This is a genomic window from Peribacillus sp. Aquil_B1, from assembly GCF_022603275.1.
GTDB lineage: Bacteria > Bacillota > Bacilli > Bacillales > DSM-1321 > Peribacillus.
In genome coordinates, this window is sequence record NZ_JAKXEE010000001.1 from 2,756,978 (window position 1) to 2,777,024 (window position 20,047).

At 38.1% G+C, this 20,047-nt stretch carries 18 protein-coding genes; 6 read left to right on the forward strand and 12 right to left on the reverse strand.

The genetic code is table 11. The features are described from left to right. Positions 1-109: 109 nt before the first annotated feature. The gene (locus tag MPH60_RS13365) at positions 110-1,453 is read right to left on the reverse strand and encodes an amino acid permease (RefSeq protein WP_241592929.1); all 1,344 of its coding nucleotides are present in this window, start codon (positions 1,451-1,453) and stop codon (positions 110-112) included. 24 nt (positions 1,454-1,477) lie between these two features. Continuing rightward, complete coding sequence (locus tag MPH60_RS13370) at positions 1,478-2,296, reverse strand: TIM barrel protein (RefSeq protein ID WP_241593032.1); 819 nt, start codon at positions 2,294-2,296, stop codon at positions 1,478-1,480. Between the two features lie 519 nt (positions 2,297-2,815). On the opposite strand from MPH60_RS13370, the gene MPH60_RS13375 reads away from it, so the two are divergent. From MPH60_RS13375 to MPH60_RS13385, 3 genes are all read left to right on the forward strand, one after another. Then, complete coding sequence (locus MPH60_RS13375; protein ID WP_241592927.1) at positions 2,816-4,306, forward strand: DHA2 family efflux MFS transporter permease subunit; 1,491 nt, start codon at positions 2,816-2,818, stop codon at positions 4,304-4,306. A 320-nt stretch (positions 4,307-4,626) separates the two neighbouring features. Continuing rightward, positions 4,627-5,208, forward strand: a complete 582-nt coding sequence (locus tag MPH60_RS13380; protein WP_241592925.1) for a YitT family protein — start codon at positions 4,627-4,629, stop codon at positions 5,206-5,208. 791 nt (positions 5,209-5,999) lie between these two features. Further along, entirely contained in the window at positions 6,000-6,398 is a 399-nt protein-coding gene (locus tag MPH60_RS13385) for a DoxX family protein (RefSeq protein WP_241592923.1), read from the forward strand. Positions 6,399-6,583: 185 nt separating this feature from the next. On the opposite strand, the gene MPH60_RS13390 is transcribed toward MPH60_RS13385, so the two are convergent. From MPH60_RS13390 to MPH60_RS13435, 10 genes are all read right to left on the reverse strand, one after another. Beyond that, positions 6,584-7,219 carry a class D sortase gene (locus MPH60_RS13390; RefSeq protein ID WP_241592921.1) on the reverse strand — a complete coding sequence of 212 codons (636 nt, stop codon included), beginning with the start codon at positions 7,217-7,219 and terminating at the stop codon, positions 6,584-6,586. A gap of 1 nt (position 7,220) precedes the next feature. Beyond that, a complete protein-coding gene (locus tag MPH60_RS13395) occupies positions 7,221-8,630 on the reverse strand; it encodes a processed acidic surface protein (RefSeq protein ID WP_241592919.1) in 1,410 nt (469 codons plus the stop codon). A gap of 629 nt (positions 8,631-9,259) precedes the next feature. Continuing rightward, complete coding sequence (locus MPH60_RS13400) at positions 9,260-9,565, reverse strand: YerC/YecD family TrpR-related protein (protein ID WP_101221521.1); 306 nt, start codon at positions 9,563-9,565, stop codon at positions 9,260-9,262. Between the two features lie 265 nt (positions 9,566-9,830). Next, on the reverse strand, positions 9,831-10,367 hold the full coding sequence (locus MPH60_RS13405; protein ID WP_241592918.1) for a gamma carbonic anhydrase family protein: 537 nt from the start codon (positions 10,365-10,367) through the stop codon (positions 9,831-9,833). Between the two features lie 205 nt (positions 10,368-10,572). Then, positions 10,573-11,904, reverse strand: coding sequence for a CitMHS family transporter (locus MPH60_RS13410; RefSeq protein ID WP_241592917.1), 1,332 nt, complete (start codon positions 11,902-11,904; stop codon positions 10,573-10,575). A gap of 197 nt (positions 11,905-12,101) precedes the next feature. After that, entirely contained in the window at positions 12,102-13,259 is a 1,158-nt protein-coding gene (locus MPH60_RS13415; RefSeq protein ID WP_241592916.1) for a CaiB/BaiF CoA transferase family protein, read from the reverse strand. A gap of 124 nt (positions 13,260-13,383) precedes the next feature. After that, the gene (locus MPH60_RS13420) at positions 13,384-14,268 is read right to left on the reverse strand and encodes a hydroxymethylglutaryl-CoA lyase (protein WP_241592911.1); all 885 of its coding nucleotides are present in this window, start codon (positions 14,266-14,268) and stop codon (positions 13,384-13,386) included. A 19-nt stretch (positions 14,269-14,287) separates the two neighbouring features. Next, positions 14,288-14,962, reverse strand: a complete 675-nt coding sequence (locus tag MPH60_RS13425) for a GntR family transcriptional regulator (protein WP_241592910.1) — start codon at positions 14,960-14,962, stop codon at positions 14,288-14,290. Positions 14,963-15,304: 342 nt separating this feature from the next. Next, positions 15,305-15,946: a hypothetical protein gene (locus MPH60_RS13430; RefSeq protein WP_241592909.1), complete on the reverse strand. Its 642-nt coding sequence runs from the start codon at positions 15,944-15,946 to the stop codon at positions 15,305-15,307. Positions 15,947-16,112: 166 nt separating this feature from the next. Beyond that, a complete protein-coding gene (locus MPH60_RS13435) occupies positions 16,113-16,358 on the reverse strand; it encodes a DUF1450 domain-containing protein (protein WP_241592908.1) in 246 nt (81 codons plus the stop codon). 240 nt (positions 16,359-16,598) lie between these two features. Between MPH60_RS13435 and hppD the strand changes: the two genes are divergently transcribed. From hppD to fahA, 3 genes are all read left to right on the forward strand, one after another. Beyond that, positions 16,599-17,720: a 4-hydroxyphenylpyruvate dioxygenase gene (gene hppD, locus MPH60_RS13440; protein WP_241592906.1), complete on the forward strand. Its 1,122-nt coding sequence runs from the start codon at positions 16,599-16,601 to the stop codon at positions 17,718-17,720. Positions 17,721-17,781: 61 nt separating this feature from the next. After that, complete coding sequence (locus MPH60_RS13445) at positions 17,782-18,726, forward strand: hypothetical protein (protein ID WP_241592903.1); 945 nt, start codon at positions 17,782-17,784, stop codon at positions 18,724-18,726. Beyond that, positions 18,723-20,018, forward strand: a complete 1,296-nt coding sequence (fahA, locus tag MPH60_RS13450; protein ID WP_241592902.1) for a fumarylacetoacetase — start codon at positions 18,723-18,725, stop codon at positions 20,016-20,018. The genes MPH60_RS13445 and fahA overlap by 4 nt, the downstream gene beginning before the upstream one ends. Positions 20,019-20,047: the final 29 nt, after the last annotated feature.

The window sequence follows — 20,047 nt, forward strand, 5'->3', positions numbered from 1 at the left end:
TTATTTGTTATGTCTTGTATTATACCTAAACATAATAATTTGTACAATTGTTTTATTATAAATTTAAATGCATTTCTCAAGAGAAGATCTAACTTTCCTTAACATTCTGCTATGCCACGATATCGCTGTCATTATTTTTCTTTGATCCATATTTTCTTTCCCAATAATAGTAAACCGGAAGACCTGTTGCGATGACGACCAATGCCGCAACCACTCCTTGGATAGGTGCCCAAGTAAATGTTCCCCAAGCCAGCCATGATGCTCCAAGAATAGCTAAAACTGTCGTTAATCTCCACATTGGCATACGATAGATTGGGTTATAATCATCCCTTTTACGACATTTATAAACAGCGGCAAAGTCCATAATGTTAATAACCAATTGAATCAGTGTAAAATAGCCAAGTAGCACTGTTAAATTACTGAAGCACACAAGAATACATGCATACGTAACCTGAACGATGATGGAGAAGCTTGGAGTTTCATATTTAGGATGAACCTTCGCAAAGCGTTGAAAGAATAGTCCGTCCTTTGCCATTGCATACTCAAGGCGGGGCTGAAACATTATGCAAGAGCTCAGCGAACCCAAGATAACAATTATCGCCGTAATGGCCACAAATGATGATGCAATATCCGATAATCCCGGAATATATTTTACAGCTTCAGAAACAGCAGCATTGGAGTTGATTAATTCTTCAAATGGCATCAAGCCGATGACACAAATGGCTAGCAGCGTATATAGAGCCAACACGATGAATACCGAACTAATAAGAGCTCGGGGAAGTATTTTCCCTGGATTTTTGAACTCCCCAGCCATGAAACAAATTGCAGCCATCCCCGTATATGCCCATGTGGTTGCAGATACACCGCCTATTAAACTTGACTTTTGGGCACCAGGTCCTGGAGTATAAGCAAAGTTTTCAAGGTTCATATACATGATTCCCAGCACAATGACGATCAGGAAAGGAATGATTTTGATAGCCGTGATAATGACTTGGAACAGCCCTCCTTCTTTAACACTTCGATAATGAATCGATGTGATGAGCAGGATGATCGCGATGCCCAATAATTTCCCGGCAACTCCTGAGAAAAATGGGAAAAAGGTTGCTAAATAAGAAACAATCGCTAACGCCATAATCGAAATGGAAGGAGGATCCAACGCCCAGAAAGTGGCCCATCCATATAAAAATGCCAAGGGCCTCCACCCAGCTTTATTTAAATAAACGTAACCGCTTCCATTTTGGGGGTATGCTGTCGATAACTCGGCCAGCACCATTACTTGCGGTATGGCAATCACACCGCCTATTATCCAGGCTAGAATAGAAATGGAAGGAGTACCCGCAGCCCTTGCAACATCACCAGATGAGACAAAAATACCCGATCCTATAGTAGTTCCAACAGCAATAGCTAGAGCAGACCAAAAACCCAGTTTTCGTGTAAGTGTGCCATTACTCATAAAGAGTTCCTCCAAATTAGATGATTAAATTCCCAATTCCCTTACTTTTTCAATAGATTTCATGATCGCATCACTTGGATTTTGATAATAATTTGATCCCATAATCTCTAGAGTACAACTTCCTTTGTAACGATGGCTTTTAAGGCTCGCTAAATATTCTCTCCAATTTAAAACACCATCATCTAGTGCCAAATGCGTATCTGATTGACCATCTCCATCCATTAGGTGAAAATGGCTTAATTCGGGAAGAAAGGAAAAGTACTCATCAGGTGTTTCACCTGCCAGTTGCATGGAAACTGTATCTATCATTCCTTTTAGCGAAGGAGATTGGATTTCCTCTAACATTTTCTTAAGCCCTTTAGAGTCAATTACTAGATTGGATTCATATTTTGTCAATGGCTCTAAAGCAAGAATCAAACCTTCCTTCTCAGATACTTTGGTTAATTGAAAGATTGAGTCACTTGCATACTTCCATGATTCCTCTTGTGAAACAGAAAAGTCCCCTATTCCAGAAGTGATAAGCATCATGTTTGTATCTAACTCCAGCGCGGCGTAAAGATTTTCCATAAAATATTCAATGCTTTTTTTTCGCCAATGAGCATCCGAGGATGCAATGTTATAAGGATAAATACATTGTTCTGGAGTATAGCAGATGATTTTCATATTTCTGGATTTAATTTCCCTTCTCAAACTTCTTATATTTCCTAGTATGTTGCGATAAACATACAAATGCGGCTCCCCACCCCATAATTCAATGCATTTAATCTCAAGGTTGTCCATGCAATCCAAAAAATAATGAAAAGGGAAATGCCTAAAAGTGATATTCATCCCTGCAATATTCAATTCTTTCACCCCCTTAAAACGACTTTTTATTTGTTATGCTTTGTATTATAATTAACCAATACATTGATTGCAATCATTATTTTGAATATTTAAAAAATACTCATTCGGAAAATGCGGAAAAGGCATGATTTTACTGTTCATCACACCTTTTTATCAATTAACTATTTTTTAGTGACTACGAATGATAGAATGTTAAAGTATTTATACCTAGTGCAAAAATTTCTCTGGTACATTGTAAGTATTATGTTGGTGATTATTGTTTGAAATATGATATACCTGTAGAATGGATGTTAGCCTAGGGGATTTCCATGAGAATGTATCCAGAAATATTGTCAAGTCAGTGGTTAATAAAGAATAAACACCTCAAAAAAAGCGTAAATTGAGATGAATCTCCTTAATGGGGGTTTTATTTGGAAAATATAGGTCAGTTTACACTAATACTTCGTGAGACGAATTAGTTTCTTTAAAAATAGCAGACAGTACAATTTGTACTCCTAGCGGAAAGGGCGTGCCATAATAATGAATCACGAAAAAACAGCCATCACTAAAATTCGTACAGGCCCCATGTTTGCGGTGATGCTGGCTGGTGCTCTAGTCGCTTTCTTAAATCAGACCTTAATCAATATCGCATTGCCTCAATTAATGACTCATTTTGACATATCAGCTGCAACAGCTAATTGGCTTACTACAATCTTCTTATTGGTCAATGGGATTGTCATCCCGATTACCGCTTTCTTAATGGAACGATTCAATACAAGACAATTATATCTTGCTTCGATGGGACTCTTTGCATTAGGAACATTTTTATGTGGAATTGCCCCCAGCTTCTCCGTCTTATTGATCGGACGTGTGGTTCAAGCTGCAGGTGCGGGGATTTTGTTCCCGTTGATTACAAATGTAATTTTCACTTTATTTCCACCTAACAGACGCGGTTTTGCAATGGGTATATTTGGTATCGCGATGAATTTTGCCCCAGCTGTAGGACCGACATTATCAGGATGGATTATTCAAAACTATTCATGGCGGGTTCTGTTTTTTATCATTTTCCCATTCGCCCTGCTTGACTTCATCTTTGCCATATTCATCATTAAAAAAGTTGGGAAAACCAGCCGGCCTAAACTCGATAAACTAGGAGTAATTCTATCCACTATCGGATTCGGCGGAGTTCTATATGGATTTGCTACAGGCGGCACCAAGGGGTGGGGCAGTCCCGAAGTACTGACGATGTTCCTTGTCGGTGGAATCAGTTTAGTTTTATTTGTCTGGAGGCAATTCACTGTATCTCATCCTATTTTGGAATTTAGAATCTTCCGGTATCGGATGTTCACTTTAACGACAATCATCAACATCATCGCAACTATGGGTATGTTCTCCGGAATGATCATCATGCCAATCTATATGCAGAATATCCGTGGATTTACTCCGATGGAATCCGGTCTCATGCTATTGCCTGGCGGGATTTTAATGGGGATCATGTCTCCAATCACCGGAAAGCTGTTTGATCGATTTGGTGCAAGATGGCTTGCAGTGAGCGGACTTGCCATCACTATCATTACAACCTACCTTTTAACGCGGCTTGAAACAGATACGTCCTATTCTTATGTGGTGTGGGTATATACGATTAGAATGTTCGGAATGTCGATACTGATGATGCCTATCTTCACAGCTGGATTAAATGAATTGGCACTTAGCCTAAACAAATATGGAACAGCAATGGTCAATACATTGAGAATGGTAGCAGGCGCTGTTGGCATGGCATTCTTTGTGTCCATCATGACAAACCAGGGAACGAAACATGTACAGGAAATCTTATCTCAAAGGAATATATCACCAAATAATACATCACAAATGGCGATGGCCATTAAACAAGGCAGCGTAATGGGAGTGGATGATGCATTCATGATCGCAACAGGTTTGACCATAGTTGCATTCATACTGGCCTTTTATATACGGCAAACATCACCTCAAGAAGATACCATTACAAATCGCCTATCAAAAAAAAGAGCTTAAATAAAAAAGGCTAAATTCAACCTATTTTCCAAGGTAAAAAAATTCTTATATTATTAAACTGACTTGCCCCATGAAGACATATAAATACAAAAAAAAGGGACACTTTATATGAGTGTCTCTTTTTTTGCCCAAACTTTTTTCTGGCCTCTATGAACCGGCCTATATTTTGATCCAGTGTAAGCCCATGTCTCTTCTGAATACCTTGTGAAGAACAAAGCCAGCCATTCACAAATTGCACTGGGACTTTAAATATGCTGAGTATATATTTACATTCCTCTCATATATTTTAAGATAATGATTTGGACAAGGGGAATGTATTAATGAAAAAGTTAGTGACTCTGCTTTTTTCAAGTTTTTGCATTGGAATTGGTATTAACCTGTTTATCGTTCCCATTCATCTAATAAATGGCGGGATATTTGGAATAAGTTTGTTAATCAAATATGTGTGGGGAATCCAGGTTGGACATACCATGATCATGATCAATATTCCCATATACCTTCTATCTCTTCTATACGATAAATCTTATTTCTTTAATGCCATCCTTGGGTTAGCTTTTACATCAACCATTATCGATTGGTTAACACCACTAAACGGTTTGATTCATCTACCGATCATAACAAGTGCCATTATCGGTGGAATGACGATTGGGATTGGTGTAGGTTTTATGCTGAGACAACATATTAGCCCCGGTGGAGTGGATTTACTAGCACTATTAATCTCTAAAGCTACAGCAACTAATCCTGGAATTATTATTTTTATCATTGATTCTCTCATAGTAATTGCGGGAATTATTATATTGAAAGACTTAAAGTTAATGTATTCCCTCATCACGATATCCTGTGTCGGGATTTGCGTCATTTTTATCAATTCCTTTAAATCAATAAGCTTTTTTACAAGATAAAGCTGCAAAAGGGTCAAATACAGTGTTCACAATGTCACACTATTCTTCTCCACCAACACATTCAAGGATAAAAGCAGCAAAGCTAACCAAGGAATACTCTTGAAATTTCATCAAAAAGGCAGTGGTTAAAGCAGCCACTGCCTTTTTACATTAAAGAAAACCCCAAATTTACCTTCAAGCAGTAGCTTGTAGGCTAGAAAAATTGGGCAAACGATAATCCTTATTCATGATTTTGTGATCAACTCTCTCTTAAGGATGTAAAAGATCAAATGGAGGAAATCCTATTAAAAAATTTGCGACACTCCAGACGAAAAACTGACTAGCCGAGTCCCCGAAGACGCTTCTTTGATGCAGCTTGGCAGACAGTCGCACGTTTACTCGTGAGTTTTGGCTATTTACTCGTGAGTTTTGCTGTTTTACTCGTGATTTTGTGCTGCACTCGTGGTTTCGCGCCGTTTACTCGTGAGTTTTGCCGTTTTACTCGTGAATTTTGCTGTTTTACTCGTGAATTTTGGCTATTTACTCGTGATTTCAGCTTATTTACTCGTGATTTTGTGCTGCACTCGTGATTTCGCGCCGTTTACTCGTGAGTTTTGCCGTTTTACTCGTGAATTTTGCTGTTTTACTCGTGAGTTTTGGCTATTTACTCGTGAATTCAGCTGTTTTACTCGTGATTTCGTGCTGCACTCGTGATTTTACTGTTGAATCTCAATAATTTTTTATAGAATGCATGAATAAAAGGAAAGTGGAATATGATTAGAATGTCAATCTTAGGGAGGGAATGAGAATAGATGAAAAAAATAAAAATTATATATTGGATTTTCACAGGACTTTTAGTGGCACTAATGGTTTTGGGCTCTATTCCGGATATAATGTCTGTTCCCGATGCAGTCGCTTTATTTAATCATTTAGGTTATCCCACCTACCTCCTACCCTTTATTGGAATTGCCAAATTATTAGGTGTCGTAGCAATACTTATTCCTGGCTTTCCGAGAATCAAGGAATGGGCTTATGCAGGTTTTGTATTTGATTTGACGGGTGCTATGTATTCAAGTATATCAGTGGGTGATCCTGCCAGTGGATGGCTTCTTTTCATTATCGGATATATTTTGATAGCCGGCTCTTATATTTATCATCATAAAATATTAAAATCCGCTTCAGTGAGTAATAAGGATATCGAAACAATATAAATAAATTAGCAATGAAAAAACACCGATAATGAACTGCACCCCCATTGTTAGACACATCTAACAATGGGAGTGCAGTTTCTTTATGGCCAAATTTACAGCACATCAGTAAATAGGAGTGATACATAAAATTAAAAGAGTCCCAATAGGGTTTCCTTATTGGGACTCTTGTTTTAGAAATGAGAAGATTAACTTACTTTTTTTGAAGTCAAATAAGCGACAAGTATATAGCGTTCAGGTGCTGACCCGATATAATCAAAGGGGTAACAAGTACTGACGGTTAGTGTTGCCCGTGGCTTTGGTACGATTACCGTTCGATCATCCTCATCCACAATTCGAACTTTGTTGACTTTGTATGTGAACTCTCCTGCCGATGTTCTTACTATCAACAAATCTCCTTCGCCAACTTGCCCGAGTTTACGGAATACCGTATCTCTATGACCAGAAAGAACGGAATTATCATTTTCACCAGGTAGCACGCTTCCTGCAAAGTGACCAACGCCTTTTTCCAATTCATCCTCGTTTGTGCCATGGAAAATAGGGAGTTTTGTTTTTAGTTTGGGTATATACAGCTCGCCGATTTCTTCACCCGTTTCAGGGCGGACAGGATATAGATCTTTCTTTGTTTTTTTATTACTTGGTGGTTTATCACTTGGTGTTTTCTGTACTGTTTCATTTACTTGGCTACTTGTAGCATGAGTCTTGTAAAGAAAGTAGCCTTTTGCAAACTTATACATATTGGATGTGGAAAACCAAATCCCAAATAAAATGATGGCTATTGTACAAGAAAGCAGCAGCAGCCGCTTTTTCTTTAATTGTTTCATATTAAGCTTTCCTAATTTTTCGATACATCAAGCTTCCGAACAAGACAAGAAATAGTCCTAAAAGGGCACTTGGCAAATAATCGGAAGCGGTATTTGGCAGTTTAGCCCCTTTTACGGTTTGATGTTCTGAATTATTCTGAGTACTGATCTTTTGTTTTACTGGTTTAGCAACTGGTGCCTTTTCAATGGTTTTTTGCACCTCTTTTGCAGATTCCTTTATTTGCCCGCCTGCATTGGTAAGAGTATCAGAATCGACCATTTCACCTGTTATTAAAAGATCAGCCAAGAACTTCCCGTCAGTATTATATATCATTATTTTCAGGTTAGCACCCTTCAATTCTTCCAATTTCATTAAATCCATAAGGGATACAGGCGATTCCGAGCCACTTTTCACAAGGGAATAGGATACATTAAGCTTAAAGATAGAAAGTAACTCTTCATAGATTGATGCCATTTCAGCTATCTGTTCAGCTGTAAGCTCGGTTGCTACATCAAATTCCTCGAAAGCCATCATACGGTTGCCCAATTTTTCAAGTTGCTTGACTGTTTCCGGGTTGGAAAGATGGTCTTCCAAAGACATCAAGTGGTCTTCAAGCCGCTGTAATTCCTCTTCCGTTAGACCGAGTTCCTGCTCGAAAATAGGAAGAAGATCTTCGGCAACTTCGCCATCAATCCCGCCACCAGTAAGGTTCCAAACAGTTTCTTCAAGATTATCTATGTATATATAATCGTTAATATTTTCACCATTTTCTTCTAACATTTGAAGCAAGGCTTGTTTATCCATTCCATAATTCTCATTAAAATAGTCTAAGTTGCTTAGATCTGCCTTTATGACGTCACCTAGGAATTCGCTAAGCTCTTCGACAGATTCAAATTCTTCCAGGCTAAAATCATAGAGTTCCAATGACGCTTCGATATCTTCCTTTGTTACTTGGAAGCCTCTTTCCTTGCTAACCTTGGCTAAATAACTGATTAATTCTTTATCAAAGTTTGGATCGCGTTCAAAATCGCCCTCTTCTGTATAGAAATAAACAGCTTCATCGAGGTCCCAGATAAAGATATAATCGTCTAGTTCTTCGCCATTTTCGTGTAATAGATTCATTAGGCTCTCATTGGTTAGATTATAATCTTCATAAATGGCATCTAAATTACTTAAATCTGCCTTAATGACTTCGCCCAAGGCTTCTTTTAAATCACCAATAGATTCAAAGTTATTAATACTTTCGTCGTAAAAAGAAAGAGATGTTTCAATATCATCCTTCGTCACTTCAAAACCCCTTACAAGGCTTACCTCTTTTAAATACTTTGTAAGTTCTTGCTCAAAATTTTTGCTTGGTGCTGCCGATGTTAATTGCGGGAATAAGCTAATTAACAACGTAAATGAAACTAAAATCGCCCACAGTTTTTTCATACTTTTCTCCTATTCATAACATTTCATATGTTTCTAGAAAATTATAAGGTAATAACAATAATTTAACAATGAAGTTATTTTTTCCACTAACGGAAAATTGCTATTTTATTTATTTTGTAAACTAGCTTTTGCAGCATTTATTTCTTATAAAGACGTATTTCTTCCTATTAATATATCGATTACACCAACCCCTCCCCTTGTGTCTCCGGATAAAAAATTATAAATATTGTATTCCTGCTAAATTTAACTAAAGCGAAAAATTAACAACAAATGACCGCCGGACTATCCATCTATTCAGCCATCAATTTTGCTAAATCAAGTAAAGTAATCAGTCTAAAAGTATCGAAATTCATATCCTATAAATATGCACTTAGACATAGCGAAAAAAAAGATAATCCATCTTCATGCTCCCTCTTCTTCAACATGATGCAACTCCCCATTTCCTGTAAGTGTATCCTTCTAACTTATAAAAGTTATCTTCGATTACACTTTTTCAAAAAAAAAGAGACTGTAAATGACAATCTCTAGTGAGGTATGTTTAAAAGAAAATGAAAAGCTATTTATTGACGCGTTTCTTCTATATATATTTATATTTTTTAACCAAAAGTCAAACCCGTCTGTCGAAACTCTTAAAATTTTTTAGTAGTATCCATGCGATCTAACGACATCTGATACCCACCATTACTCCCATAATTCAAAAGTTTATTAACTCTTGAAATTGTAGCTGAAGCGGCACCGGTTTCTGCCTCGATTCCTTCATATGTAAAGCCATCCCGAAGCATTCTGGCAACTTCTAGTCTTTGGGTAAAAGCTTTTATTTCATTCATTGTGCACAAATCATCAAAAAAAGCCATACACTCTTCTTGTGTCCGTAAAGAAAGGATAGCCTTAAATAATTGTTGTATGTTTTTTTCAGACAATTTACTTTTATACATAACTGACCTCCAATAAAGTTTTCAAAATAATATTTATCCGCTCCTATTGCCTACCCATGCTAAAACGGGAACCAATCTTAACAGACTGACACTTTAATCACACTCGGAAGGAGGGTTGAAATGCAATATACCTTGCAACTCCCATGCAAATGGCCTTACATAAAAAAAGTTCTTTTGCTTCTACCGTTTTATTAATAATTTAGCAGACTCGTCCAATCTTGCGGACAGCCTGCCTTCTCACTTTTAACGTACAGGTGCATTCTAATTATTTGAATGCTTTCTCTATTACGATTATGTTCTCTTTCTTATATAGAGCGCCATTTTTGATATACTGTGATGCTCCCTCTTTTGCCTGTTCTATGTTTTCTGGTGTAAGTTTTCTGATGACCTTTGCGGGAACACCGGCTACTAAAACACCCGGTTCAATTATCTTTCCTTCTGGAACTAGAGCCCCAGCAGCGATTAGAGAGCCTTCTCCGATTACTGCTCCATTTAGAATTGTTGCGCCCATACCAATTAACGCGCCATCTTCTACAGTACAGCCATGTAGAACCACGTTATGTCCGACAGTAACATTTTCACCGACTTTAATTGGGAAACCTGGATCCACGTGAACTATTGCACCGTCTTGAATATTTGATCCTTTTCCTATCGTTATTTTCTCATTATCCCCTCTTAAAACGGCATTGAACCAAACGGACGTATCTTCCTTAAGTTCTATGTTTCCAATCAACTGTGCTCCTGGGGCTATATATGAGCTTGAATGTACATTGGGGAAGTGTCCTTTAAATTTATGAATCATTCTTCATTCCTCCTTTTGCGTTATGTTCATTATTCCATAATAAAACCAGAGGGAGCCTTTCTTAACACCATTAATATAGTATAAGAATCTTAAATCTGGCCCCTGCATACAACTGCCACAGTTCCTTCCATTATATGTCTCCACATTTTCAGCTACCTTTGGATTGTCCTCCTTCTCTCCAATGATTTTGTTTAGAATTCATTTTTTAGAAAGAGATTGTCCCTGAAATCACTCCTACGATGATATAAATAAGCAATATTCCTAAAGACCATTTTGCTGCATATTTATGAAGATCACCTAGGCTGATACCCGTTATGTGAATCAATAAATAAACAGATGCTACGAGCGGACCCATGATACCAAAAGGAGTGCCGTATAATGCAGCTGTTCCCATTGATAAAGTATCAATGCCGTAAGTAGAAGCAGTTTCAGCCAGGACTGGCAAAATCCCAAAGTAGAATCCATCAGGACCAATTAAAAAGATGGCAGGTGCACTAACAACCGCAGTTATTAAAGCCAGATATGGACCAAGGTCTGTAGGGATAATTGAAACAATCGATTGTGCCATAGATTCAGAAATTGGAGTACCTTTGAAAATTCCTGAGAAAATCCCCGCAGCAAAAACCATGGCAACCACTGCTATTGCATTAGGTGCATGAGCGGCGACCCGATCTCGTTGATCATTTAAGACTGGATAATTAATGAGTAGTCCTAGTGCGGTACCAATGATAAAGAGTACGGCAGCAGGTAACCATTCTAGTACAATGGCAACCATGATGACTATTGATACAAGGAAATTGATCCAAATTAGTTTAGGACGCTTAATGTTTGTGTTTTTTGGTGAGATATTTTCTATTGTAGCGCTTTCAATTGCAGCATCTATTATTCTAGCTTCAGGGATAGAAAAAGATTCTGTATTTTCCTTTTTGTATCTAGCTCGTTCTTTCATACCGATAAAATAAGCAACGGCAATAACATACAGCAAACTTACAAGCATTCCAGGCAACATTTGAAGATATAATTCCGTTGGATTAAGATTTAACACACTCGCTACACGGCCAGCAGGTCCCCCCCACGGAACCAGTGTCGTGATACCAATTTGCATGATTGTAATGGAGGCCAATATGATAGGACTGATCCCCATTTTTTTATATAGAGGAAGAAAAGCTGTTACAACAATCATCATCGTCGTGGATCCATCACCATCAAATCCTATTATTCCCGCTAACACAGCAGTTCCTACGATAATCTTTAGTGGATCTCCGTTAGCTATCTTTATAATCTTTGAGGTTAATGGATCGAATAACCCTGTATCTACCATGACACCAAAATACAAAATGGCAAATAACAAAAGAATGGCTGTAGGTGCTACATTTTGAATACCTTCCATTATCAATGTCCCTAATTCCGGTCCAAATCCTCCGATTAAACCAAAAATGATAGGTACAATCGTTAGGCCAATAAACGGAGATATACGTTTTGACATAATCAAAAATAAGAAGGTACAAATCATAGCAAATCCTAAAATAGATAACATAAACTTCCTCCCCAGGGTTCCTTATTGGTACCGCTTTCAAAAATCACCTAGAAATCTACTGTAACCATCTCTTTTTTCTCAGGTTAGAATAAGAGCATTATAACCCCTTATAATTACATTTCCTTTCTACCTCTGTAGGCCGACAGACAAGCATGTAATTTTTAAGATTTATCTAGCAATAATAAATTAAACTATTTTTACTGATTCAATTTTTTTCCCCCAAGGACTTCTTCGTTATGTTGTCCTAGTTCAGGACCAATCCATTCAATGCTGCCTGGAGTTTCAGATAGTTTTGGTACAATTCCTGGAACTAGTACCTGCTCCCCATCCGGCAAAGTGACCGTCTGAAGCATATCACGTGCTTGATAATGTTCATCCCTTACAATATCTTCAATATTATAAATAGGGCCAACCGGCACACCAGCCTCATCTAATATTTTTTGCACTTCTTTTTGTGAGTGCTTCCTAGTCCACTCTTCAATGACTTGATCTAGATATTCTGCATTTTCAGCTCTGCCATTATTGGTTAAATAAGTCGGATTTTCCGTAAATTCTGGCCGTCCTATTGCATGCGCAAATCTTTTGAAAATACTATCGCTATTTGCTGCAATGACGATATATTTACCATCTGCACATATATAGGTATTTGAAGGAGCAATTCCTTCCAAGGTAGCACCTGTTCTTTCTTTTATTATTCCTTTTAAATCGTATTCTGGCAGCACACCTTCCAGCAAAGAAAATACCGCTTCAGTTAGAGCGACATCCACATATTGTCCTCTTTTTAATGGATCGTTATCTCTTGCTCTTAATGCCATTAACGTTCCATTCACAGCATATAAACCTGCTATAGAATCACCAACTGCTAAACCAACTCGAACTGGGGGACGATCAGGAAATCCTGTCAGGTACCGTAGGCCACCCATTGATTCCGCAACGCTGCCAAATCCTACTTTGTTTCGGTAAGGGCCTGTTTGTCCATAACCAGAAATCCTTGTCATAATGATACTTGGATTAATTTTCTTAATATCTTCATAGCCAATTCCCCATTTTTCCAACGTTCCTGGACGGAAATTTTCAATAATTACATCCGCATCTTTTGCTAACTCCCGAACCATCTCCTGCCCCTCTTCTTCACGAAGGTTAAGAGTTATAGATTTTTTATTTCTTGCATGCACGTACCACCACAGGGAAGTTCCGTTATGCATCACTCGCCAATTTCGTAAAGAATCCCCTTTATTAGGATCCTCAACCTTGATCACTTCAGCACCAAATTCACCAAAAATCTTCCCGGCAAACGGAGCTGCTACAAAGTTACCTAATTCTAATACTTTAATACCCTCTAAAGGTTTTCTCATTGTATTCCCGCCCTTCAATTATTAACATATCCTACCTGTTTCCTAACTACCACTTTTTTATTTTCTGAATATTCTAATAATGTATACAATTAACTGTGTGGTTTTTCCTAATTTTGAATTAACTTTATACTGTTTTCGTTATTCCTTTACTGTTTCCTAACAGTTGGGGAAATTCGGTATCTAATGTCGTTAAATGTTCCAAATCCAAACCTGTTTTGATATTCTGTTTTTCTAAAAATTCTACTACACGACTTGCCTGAATATTCCCTGGAGACCCAGGAGCATATGGACATCCTCCGAGTCCAGCTTGGGCTACATCAACTAAATGAACACCAGCCTGTATCCCGGCCATAACATTTGCCAAACCGTATCCATACGTATCATGCAGATGAAGCCCAATAGGAATATCCGGAAACTTCTCTACCAAACGGCTACAGTATTCATATACCTGTCTCGGCGTTGCTTTGCCGATTGTATCACCCAGGCCCAATTCGCAAACCCCATTATTAACGAGGTACTCTGCAATCCTTTCCACCTCTGAGTATGGTACGATCCCGGCAAACGGACAAACAAATGCCGTTGAAATTGCACCAATTGTTTTTCTACCCTCCTTAGTCGTTTCTTCAATTAAATCTTTAATTTCAATTAAAGATTCATTAGAACTCTTATTTAAATTTGCCTGGTTATGCTGGGTGCTCGCAGAGAGGAAAAAAAGCGCATTGTGAATCTTTGAATTTAGGAACCTGTCTAATCCTCGTTTATTGGGGACCAAAGCTTCATATTCTACTCCACGAGCCATTGGCAGATTTTGTCCTAATTCATCCGCATCTTTCATAGCAGGAACCCACTTTGGATGAACAAAGGACGTGACTTCCAAGCGGTCAAATCCTGCTTCAATTAAATTTTTAATTTTATTAATCTTTTGATCGGTTTCTACAAATACAGGTTCATTTTGCAGGCCATCTCTCAATGTAACATCACGAATTTTAAGTTTTTCTGGAAAAATCATTTTTTTCACTCTCCTTTTATTAATATTCGTCATCCTTAACACCCGAGTACATGGAAACATAAAATTGATAATCACGTTGAATATGTGCCTTCATTAACTCCTCTGCCGCTTTCCCATCCTCATTTTTAATAGCATTCCATATCGCTTTATGTTCATCGGCACCCTCTTCTATTCTCTTCGGGATATTCAATACAGCATTTCGATAAAAAGAAATTAAGGAATTTAACTGATTCATCATTTTCATCAAATAAGGATTACCACTAGCCTCCACAATCAGGTAGTGAAATTGACTGCTTAGGACCTTTAATTTTTCAAGCTCTTTCTTATCAACCATGAGATTCATTTTATCAACTGAATCTGACAATTGTTTACGCTGTTTTTCATTCATACGTGAAGCGGCATAAAAAGCAGCTGTAGGTTCCAGGCTTAACCTGCATTCATAAAGATATTTAAAATCTGAAAAGGTTGCGCGGTATACTCTTACTCCGCCTCTTGGACTGACGGTTACTAACCCTTCACTGTTTAACCTGCGGATCGCTTCTCGGATTGGACTTCTGCTGACACCTGTTTCCTGAGAAACTTTTCCTTCCACGATTCGTTGTCCAGGTGGTATGTTTCCGCTTACAATTCGTTCATGTAAATATTCATATACTTGATTTTGTAGAGTTTGCGACTGTACTGTTTTTAACTTCAATTTTATCACACCCGTAGTCATAATTTTCAGAAAATGTATACAAAAAATATTTGTTAACATTATCATATATCAAATGGATGTTTTTGACTATAGTGTGATTTTTTTCTGCAGCTTCATAATAAAATATTATTTTTTTTAGGTTGCACCTACCCTTCACTGTGAAAATAGTTCCCTCACTAATTTCACAATTTTTCTAAATGTTATTATATGTTTCCCCCTACTGCAAGCTTATACATTAAAGCATATATTCTGTAAAACGGCTAGCTTTCACCGCGTTAAAGTTAAATAGCTTTCTTTAATCTAAAAATAAACGAATCTGCTGTCAGTATTATCACCTTTGTTTTAACAATCGAGATTCATTTGTACATTCTTAATCATTCCATCCTCATCAATGTCTATCTCAAATAAGCCATTTTTGGTTAGGAATATAGAATACGCAGTCTTACTAACCTTTTCATTGTTTATCTGTCGGATGGCAGAAGAAAATTTAATGATAAAATAATTTAGATCTGTTCTGGTGGCATCCACTTCATTTATTAAATAATTCCGGAGATACATCATTTCTGTATTCGGAAATGTTTTATAAAAAAAATCGAGAGGATTGCTTTTTTGAAAAGCATCATCTGATGAGAAGTAAGTGACACGAGGTATACCATCAGCTGTAAACCCTGCCAATAAATAAACAGTTGCATAATCCTGTTCAGGATATAATTTTTGGAACGCCTCCAATGAATTTCTAAATAATTTTTGAGATTGTGCCTCGATTTCTTCAATTGAATTTGTTCCAAGAGAAAACATTTTTAGTTCTTCCATGCACGTATCGATGATATTTTTAACACCCGCAAAGGCAAAAATTACATTTTGATTTAATGCTATTACTTTTTTTTCATCATCACTGAAGGTTTCGGTTCCTCTATAGGTTATTCTTTTATCAGCCATAATAAAAACACCATTTTCAAACTTTTTACCAATTAATGCAGTCATAATGAATTCCCTTCAGAATAAAAATAAGGCCCTACTATCATGCATTTTGGAGTAGGGCTTATTTTTATTTTATATATATAGATTCCTTCTGAAGGCCTCAGGTTTCCGGACAGTAACAACTCTAAATATATAATTTTCGATCAAAACATCTGATTTTCTTTCGGTTTTACACGATTTCCCCCAGTTTAATGCTAGCCACATGTTGATCGATTTTTTTATAAAGTTCATCCGGATCGTCTGCGACAATATTTTCACCATTTATAAGTGCGAATGGCTCCATCAAACATTGGCCGCAATATAACAAGCACCTTTCCTCAATAACCTCCAAATCGGTGCGCTCAATTAATTTTCCCTTCAAAGTTTCCAACTCGTCTTCGAAATTACATGGACAGAACTTTACGTTAATTTTCATGGTTAACTCCCCTTCGGTTTTTATTGCCAACATTTTAATTGGATTAACCAAAAGTTTGCAAGAGTACACTCAAACGCATATTCGCTTTAACGGTTTAAAAGGCTCATGCCATAAATACTAAACGCGTTAAAACACATATTTGCGCGATGAATTTTTATAGATTAAGATTTGAAACATTACAGAATATAAATTTTGAAAATTCTGTTTCTTAAAGTTAAAAATGATAAGGGAGAGGTTAAAATGGCCGAAAAAATGGTAGCATCACCTAAAACTAAAAAAGAAGAATTGTTTCCGGTAAAGAGTGTTCATTACGTAGAAATCTATACAGGAAACGCAAAGCAGGCTGCTTATTACTATGCGAAATCTTTCGGTTTCAAACTTGTAGCATATAAAGGATTAGAAACAGGTTCCCGTGACCGTGTATCTTACGTAATGGAACAGGGGGCTATCCGATTGATTTTAACAGGTACCCTATCAGACAATACAGACATTGCCGAGTTTATAAAACTTCATGGCGAGGGTGTAAAAGATATCGCCCTCCTAGTAAAGGATCTAGAAAAAACATATGCGGGTGCGATTGAACGAGGTGGCATCGCTCTTCGGGAACCATGGGTGGAAGAAGATGAAAACGGCAAGGTGAAAAAAGCGATATTAGGTACATATGGGGATACAATTCATACGCTTGTGGAATCAGTCGATTATAAAGGCGTATTTATGCCAGGGTTTGAAGCTCGCGAGAACACCCTTGGATCTCAACCAACCGGATTAATTGGGGTTGACCACCTTGTTGGTAATGTGGAAGTTATGGAAGAATGGACAAACTATTATGAAAATGCATTCGGTTTTACTGTTCTGAAGCATTTTGATGATGAAGACATTTCGACCGAGTACTCTGCCCTAATGTCAAAAGTTATGATGAATGGAACAGGACGCATTAAGTTCCCAATAAATGAGCCTGCGGAAGGAAAGCGAAAGTCTCAAATTCAAGAATATCTAGATTACTATAATGGACCGGGCGTTCAGCATCTTGCCCTTTTGACAAACGATATCATCGGCACGGTGGCTGCACTCAAAGAAAATGGTGTGGAATTTTTAAACACCCCTGAGACTTATTATAAAGAACTTGCCAATCGTGTCGGAGATATTGATGAAGATGTGAAACGACTTCAAGAACTTAATATTCTGGTCGATCGTGATGATGAAGGATACTTGCTTCAAATCTTTACTAAACCACTTGTTGATCGTCCAACACTGTTTATCGAAATCATACAGCGTAAAGGTGCACTTGGATTCGGCGACGGAAACTTTAAAGCATTGTTTGAATCGATTGAACGCGAGCAAGAACTTCGCGGAAATATTTGATCTGGAACGGTCATACCGTTGTCTCTCGCGGTATGGCCTCCTTTAATAGGAGGTGTTGAGGTTGTTGTTAACAAAAGTAAATGTAAAGTGGAGAGAAGAAGCGGTCAGTCATTTTATGACAGAACTCATTGATTATGCAGGTCTATTTCCACCAGCTGCACTTCCTCTTCCTGAAGCTATTTCAAATTTTCATGCATACATCCATGATTCGGACAGCTGGATGCTTGGCCCGTTTGTTATTCCTGCTTCACGATTGAGTGAACTTATATCATTTAAAGCTCTATTTAATGACAAATATCCACTTCGGTTATCTGTTATTTTAACGAAATTCGAAGAAATCGAAACCGAAATGGAAGCTATTCGTCTTTTTTTAGAAACATATAAAACAGCTGGATCCATAGAAGCAATCGAATTTCCGCTTCCAACACAGGTTAATTCTTCATTCTTGGAGAATCTTGAAAAACAAACTGGGAGTTATCCCATTTATTGCGAAATGACAGGGATGAATGATCAACTTCTAAACACATTGGATACTATTCATTCGATTAACCAAAAATCCCTAAAACGCATAGGTATCAAAATGCGCATGGGTGGAATCACGGCTAATTTGTTTCCTACTGTCAATCAAGCAGCATTCGTTATTCACGAATGCCAGAAACGAGAACTGCCACTTAAATTCACAGCTGGTCTGCACCATCCGATACGCCAGTACCGAACGGAAGTAAAAACACATATGCATGGTTTTGTTAACGTATTTACCGCTTCTATTATGGCATATATCCGTTCGGTTAATACAGAAACCATTCAAGCCATTTTACTTGATGAAGACCCAACAAATTTTTCATTTACAACAGACTCGCTTTCCTGGCGAGATTTTACAGTCAGTTCGGCCGAGATCAGCAAAGCACGCAGTTTCTTTGCAGCTTCCTATGGAAGCTGCAGCTTTAACGAGCCTCGGGAGGAACTAGGAGAGCTTACTATTTTTCATGGGGAGGCAGTAAGATGAAACATTCCTTTATTGAGACAACACCAGAATCACATTTTCCAATTCAAAACTTGCCATACGGCATTTTCCAAAAAAAAGGGCAAAGCCCCCGTGCCGGTACAGCCATCGGTGATTATGTTCTTGATTTATCTGTAATCGATGAAGTTGGATTGCTAAGTGGGACAGGTGCAGAAGGTAAAAATGTCTTTTCCTCTTCCTCGCTTAATCAATTTATGTCACTTGGCCGTCCGGTTTGGACTGCTGTACGTACCAAACTTCAATACCTTTTGGATTCGAAAACGTCTGCTTTACGAGATAATGAAGAGCTTCGTCTGAAAGCGTTTCACCCATTGGCAGATGTAAAGATGCTTCTGCCAGCAGACATTGGAGACTATACAGATTTCTATGCCTCCAGAGAGCACGCAACCAATGTGGGGACAATTTTTAGAGGGAAAGATAATGCCCTCATGTCAAACTGGACACACTTGCCGATTGGTTATCATGGACGGGCAAGTTCGATCGTTCCAAGTGGTACCCAGGTACGGCGTCCTTCGGGACAGCGCAAACCAAAGGATGCAGATTATCCAGTATTTGGTCCTTCGATACAGCTTGATTTCGAGCTTGAGATGGGCTGGTTTATTGGACCTAGCAATCCTCTTGGAGAACCAATTCCAGTTAATCAGGCTGAAGATCATGTTTTCGGGCTCGTTCTCGTAAATGACTGGAGTGCACGTGATATACAGGCATGGGAGTACCAGCCTCTTGGCCCATTTCTTTCTAAAAACTTTGCTACATCCATTTCGCCTTGGGTTGTGCCGCTAGAAGCACTGGAACCTTTTCGAACTGCTGGACCGCAACAGGATCCAGAGCCATTTCCCTACCTGCAGCAAACAAAAGATGGAGCATTTAATATTCACCTTGAAGTTCATTTGACACCAGAAAATACAGAACAAGCAACCAGGATTACGAATACCAACTTTAGCTATATGTATTGGTCAATCGCTCAGCAAGTGGCTCACCACACCATTACAGGATGTAATATGCGTCCTGGTGACATGCATGGATCTGGAACTATCAGCGGTCCAAGCCGTGAACAACGAGGCAGCCTCCTTGAACTTTCATGGCGCGGCACAGAACCGCTTCAACTTAAAGGCGGGGGCGAACGAAGCTGGATTGAGGATGGGGACAAGTTGACCATCAGTGGCTGGTGTCAAGGAGATGGGTATCGAATTGGATTTGGTGAAGTAAGCGGTCAAGTTTTGCCAGCCCTTTCGGAGGCAAAGATTTTAGGTACCCAAAAAGTGAAGATGTAGCAACTAATCTACTAAATGTAAAAGACAGT

Bases quoted from the DNA above. Each gene is read 5' to 3' on its own strand.
- fahA (WP_241592902.1), top strand. From the start codon at position 18,723: ATGAAACATTCCTTTATTGAGACAACACCAGAATCACATTTTCCAATT.
- MPH60_RS13400 (WP_101221521.1), bottom strand. From the start codon at position 9,565: ATGTATAAAAGTAAATTGTCTGAAAAAAACATACAACAATTATTTAAG.
- MPH60_RS13380 (WP_241592925.1), top strand. From the start codon at position 4,627: ATGAAAAAGTTAGTGACTCTGCTTTTTTCAAGTTTTTGCATTGGAATT.
- MPH60_RS13375 (WP_241592927.1), top strand. From the start codon at position 2,816: ATGAATCACGAAAAAACAGCCATCACTAAAATTCGTACAGGCCCCATG.
- MPH60_RS13390 (WP_241592921.1), bottom strand. From the start codon at position 7,219: ATGAAACAATTAAAGAAAAAGCGGCTGCTGCTGCTTTCTTGTACAATA.
- MPH60_RS13420 (WP_241592911.1), bottom strand. From the start codon at position 14,268: ATGATTTTTCCAGAAAAACTTAAAATTCGTGATGTTACATTGAGAGAT.
- MPH60_RS13415 (WP_241592916.1), bottom strand. From the start codon at position 13,259: ATGAGAAAACCTTTAGAGGGTATTAAAGTATTAGAATTAGGTAACTTT.
- MPH60_RS13405 (WP_241592918.1), bottom strand. From the start codon at position 10,367: ATGATTCATAAATTTAAAGGACACTTCCCCAATGTACATTCAAGCTCA.
- MPH60_RS13410 (WP_241592917.1), bottom strand. From the start codon at position 11,904: ATGTTATCTATTTTAGGATTTGCTATGATTTGTACCTTCTTATTTTTG.
- MPH60_RS13435 (WP_241592908.1), bottom strand. From the start codon at position 16,358: ATGAAAATTAACGTAAAGTTCTGTCCATGTAATTTCGAAGACGAGTTG.
- MPH60_RS13385 (WP_241592923.1), top strand. From the start codon at position 6,000: ATGAAAAAAATAAAAATTATATATTGGATTTTCACAGGACTTTTAGTG.
- hppD (WP_241592906.1), top strand. From the start codon at position 16,599: ATGGCCGAAAAAATGGTAGCATCACCTAAAACTAAAAAAGAAGAATTG.
- MPH60_RS13365 (WP_241592929.1), bottom strand. From the start codon at position 1,453: ATGAGTAATGGCACACTTACACGAAAACTGGGTTTTTGGTCTGCTCTA.
- MPH60_RS13430 (WP_241592909.1), bottom strand. From the start codon at position 15,946: ATGACTGCATTAATTGGTAAAAAGTTTGAAAATGGTGTTTTTATTATG.
- MPH60_RS13395 (WP_241592919.1), bottom strand. From the start codon at position 8,630: ATGAAAAAACTGTGGGCGATTTTAGTTTCATTTACGTTGTTAATTAGC.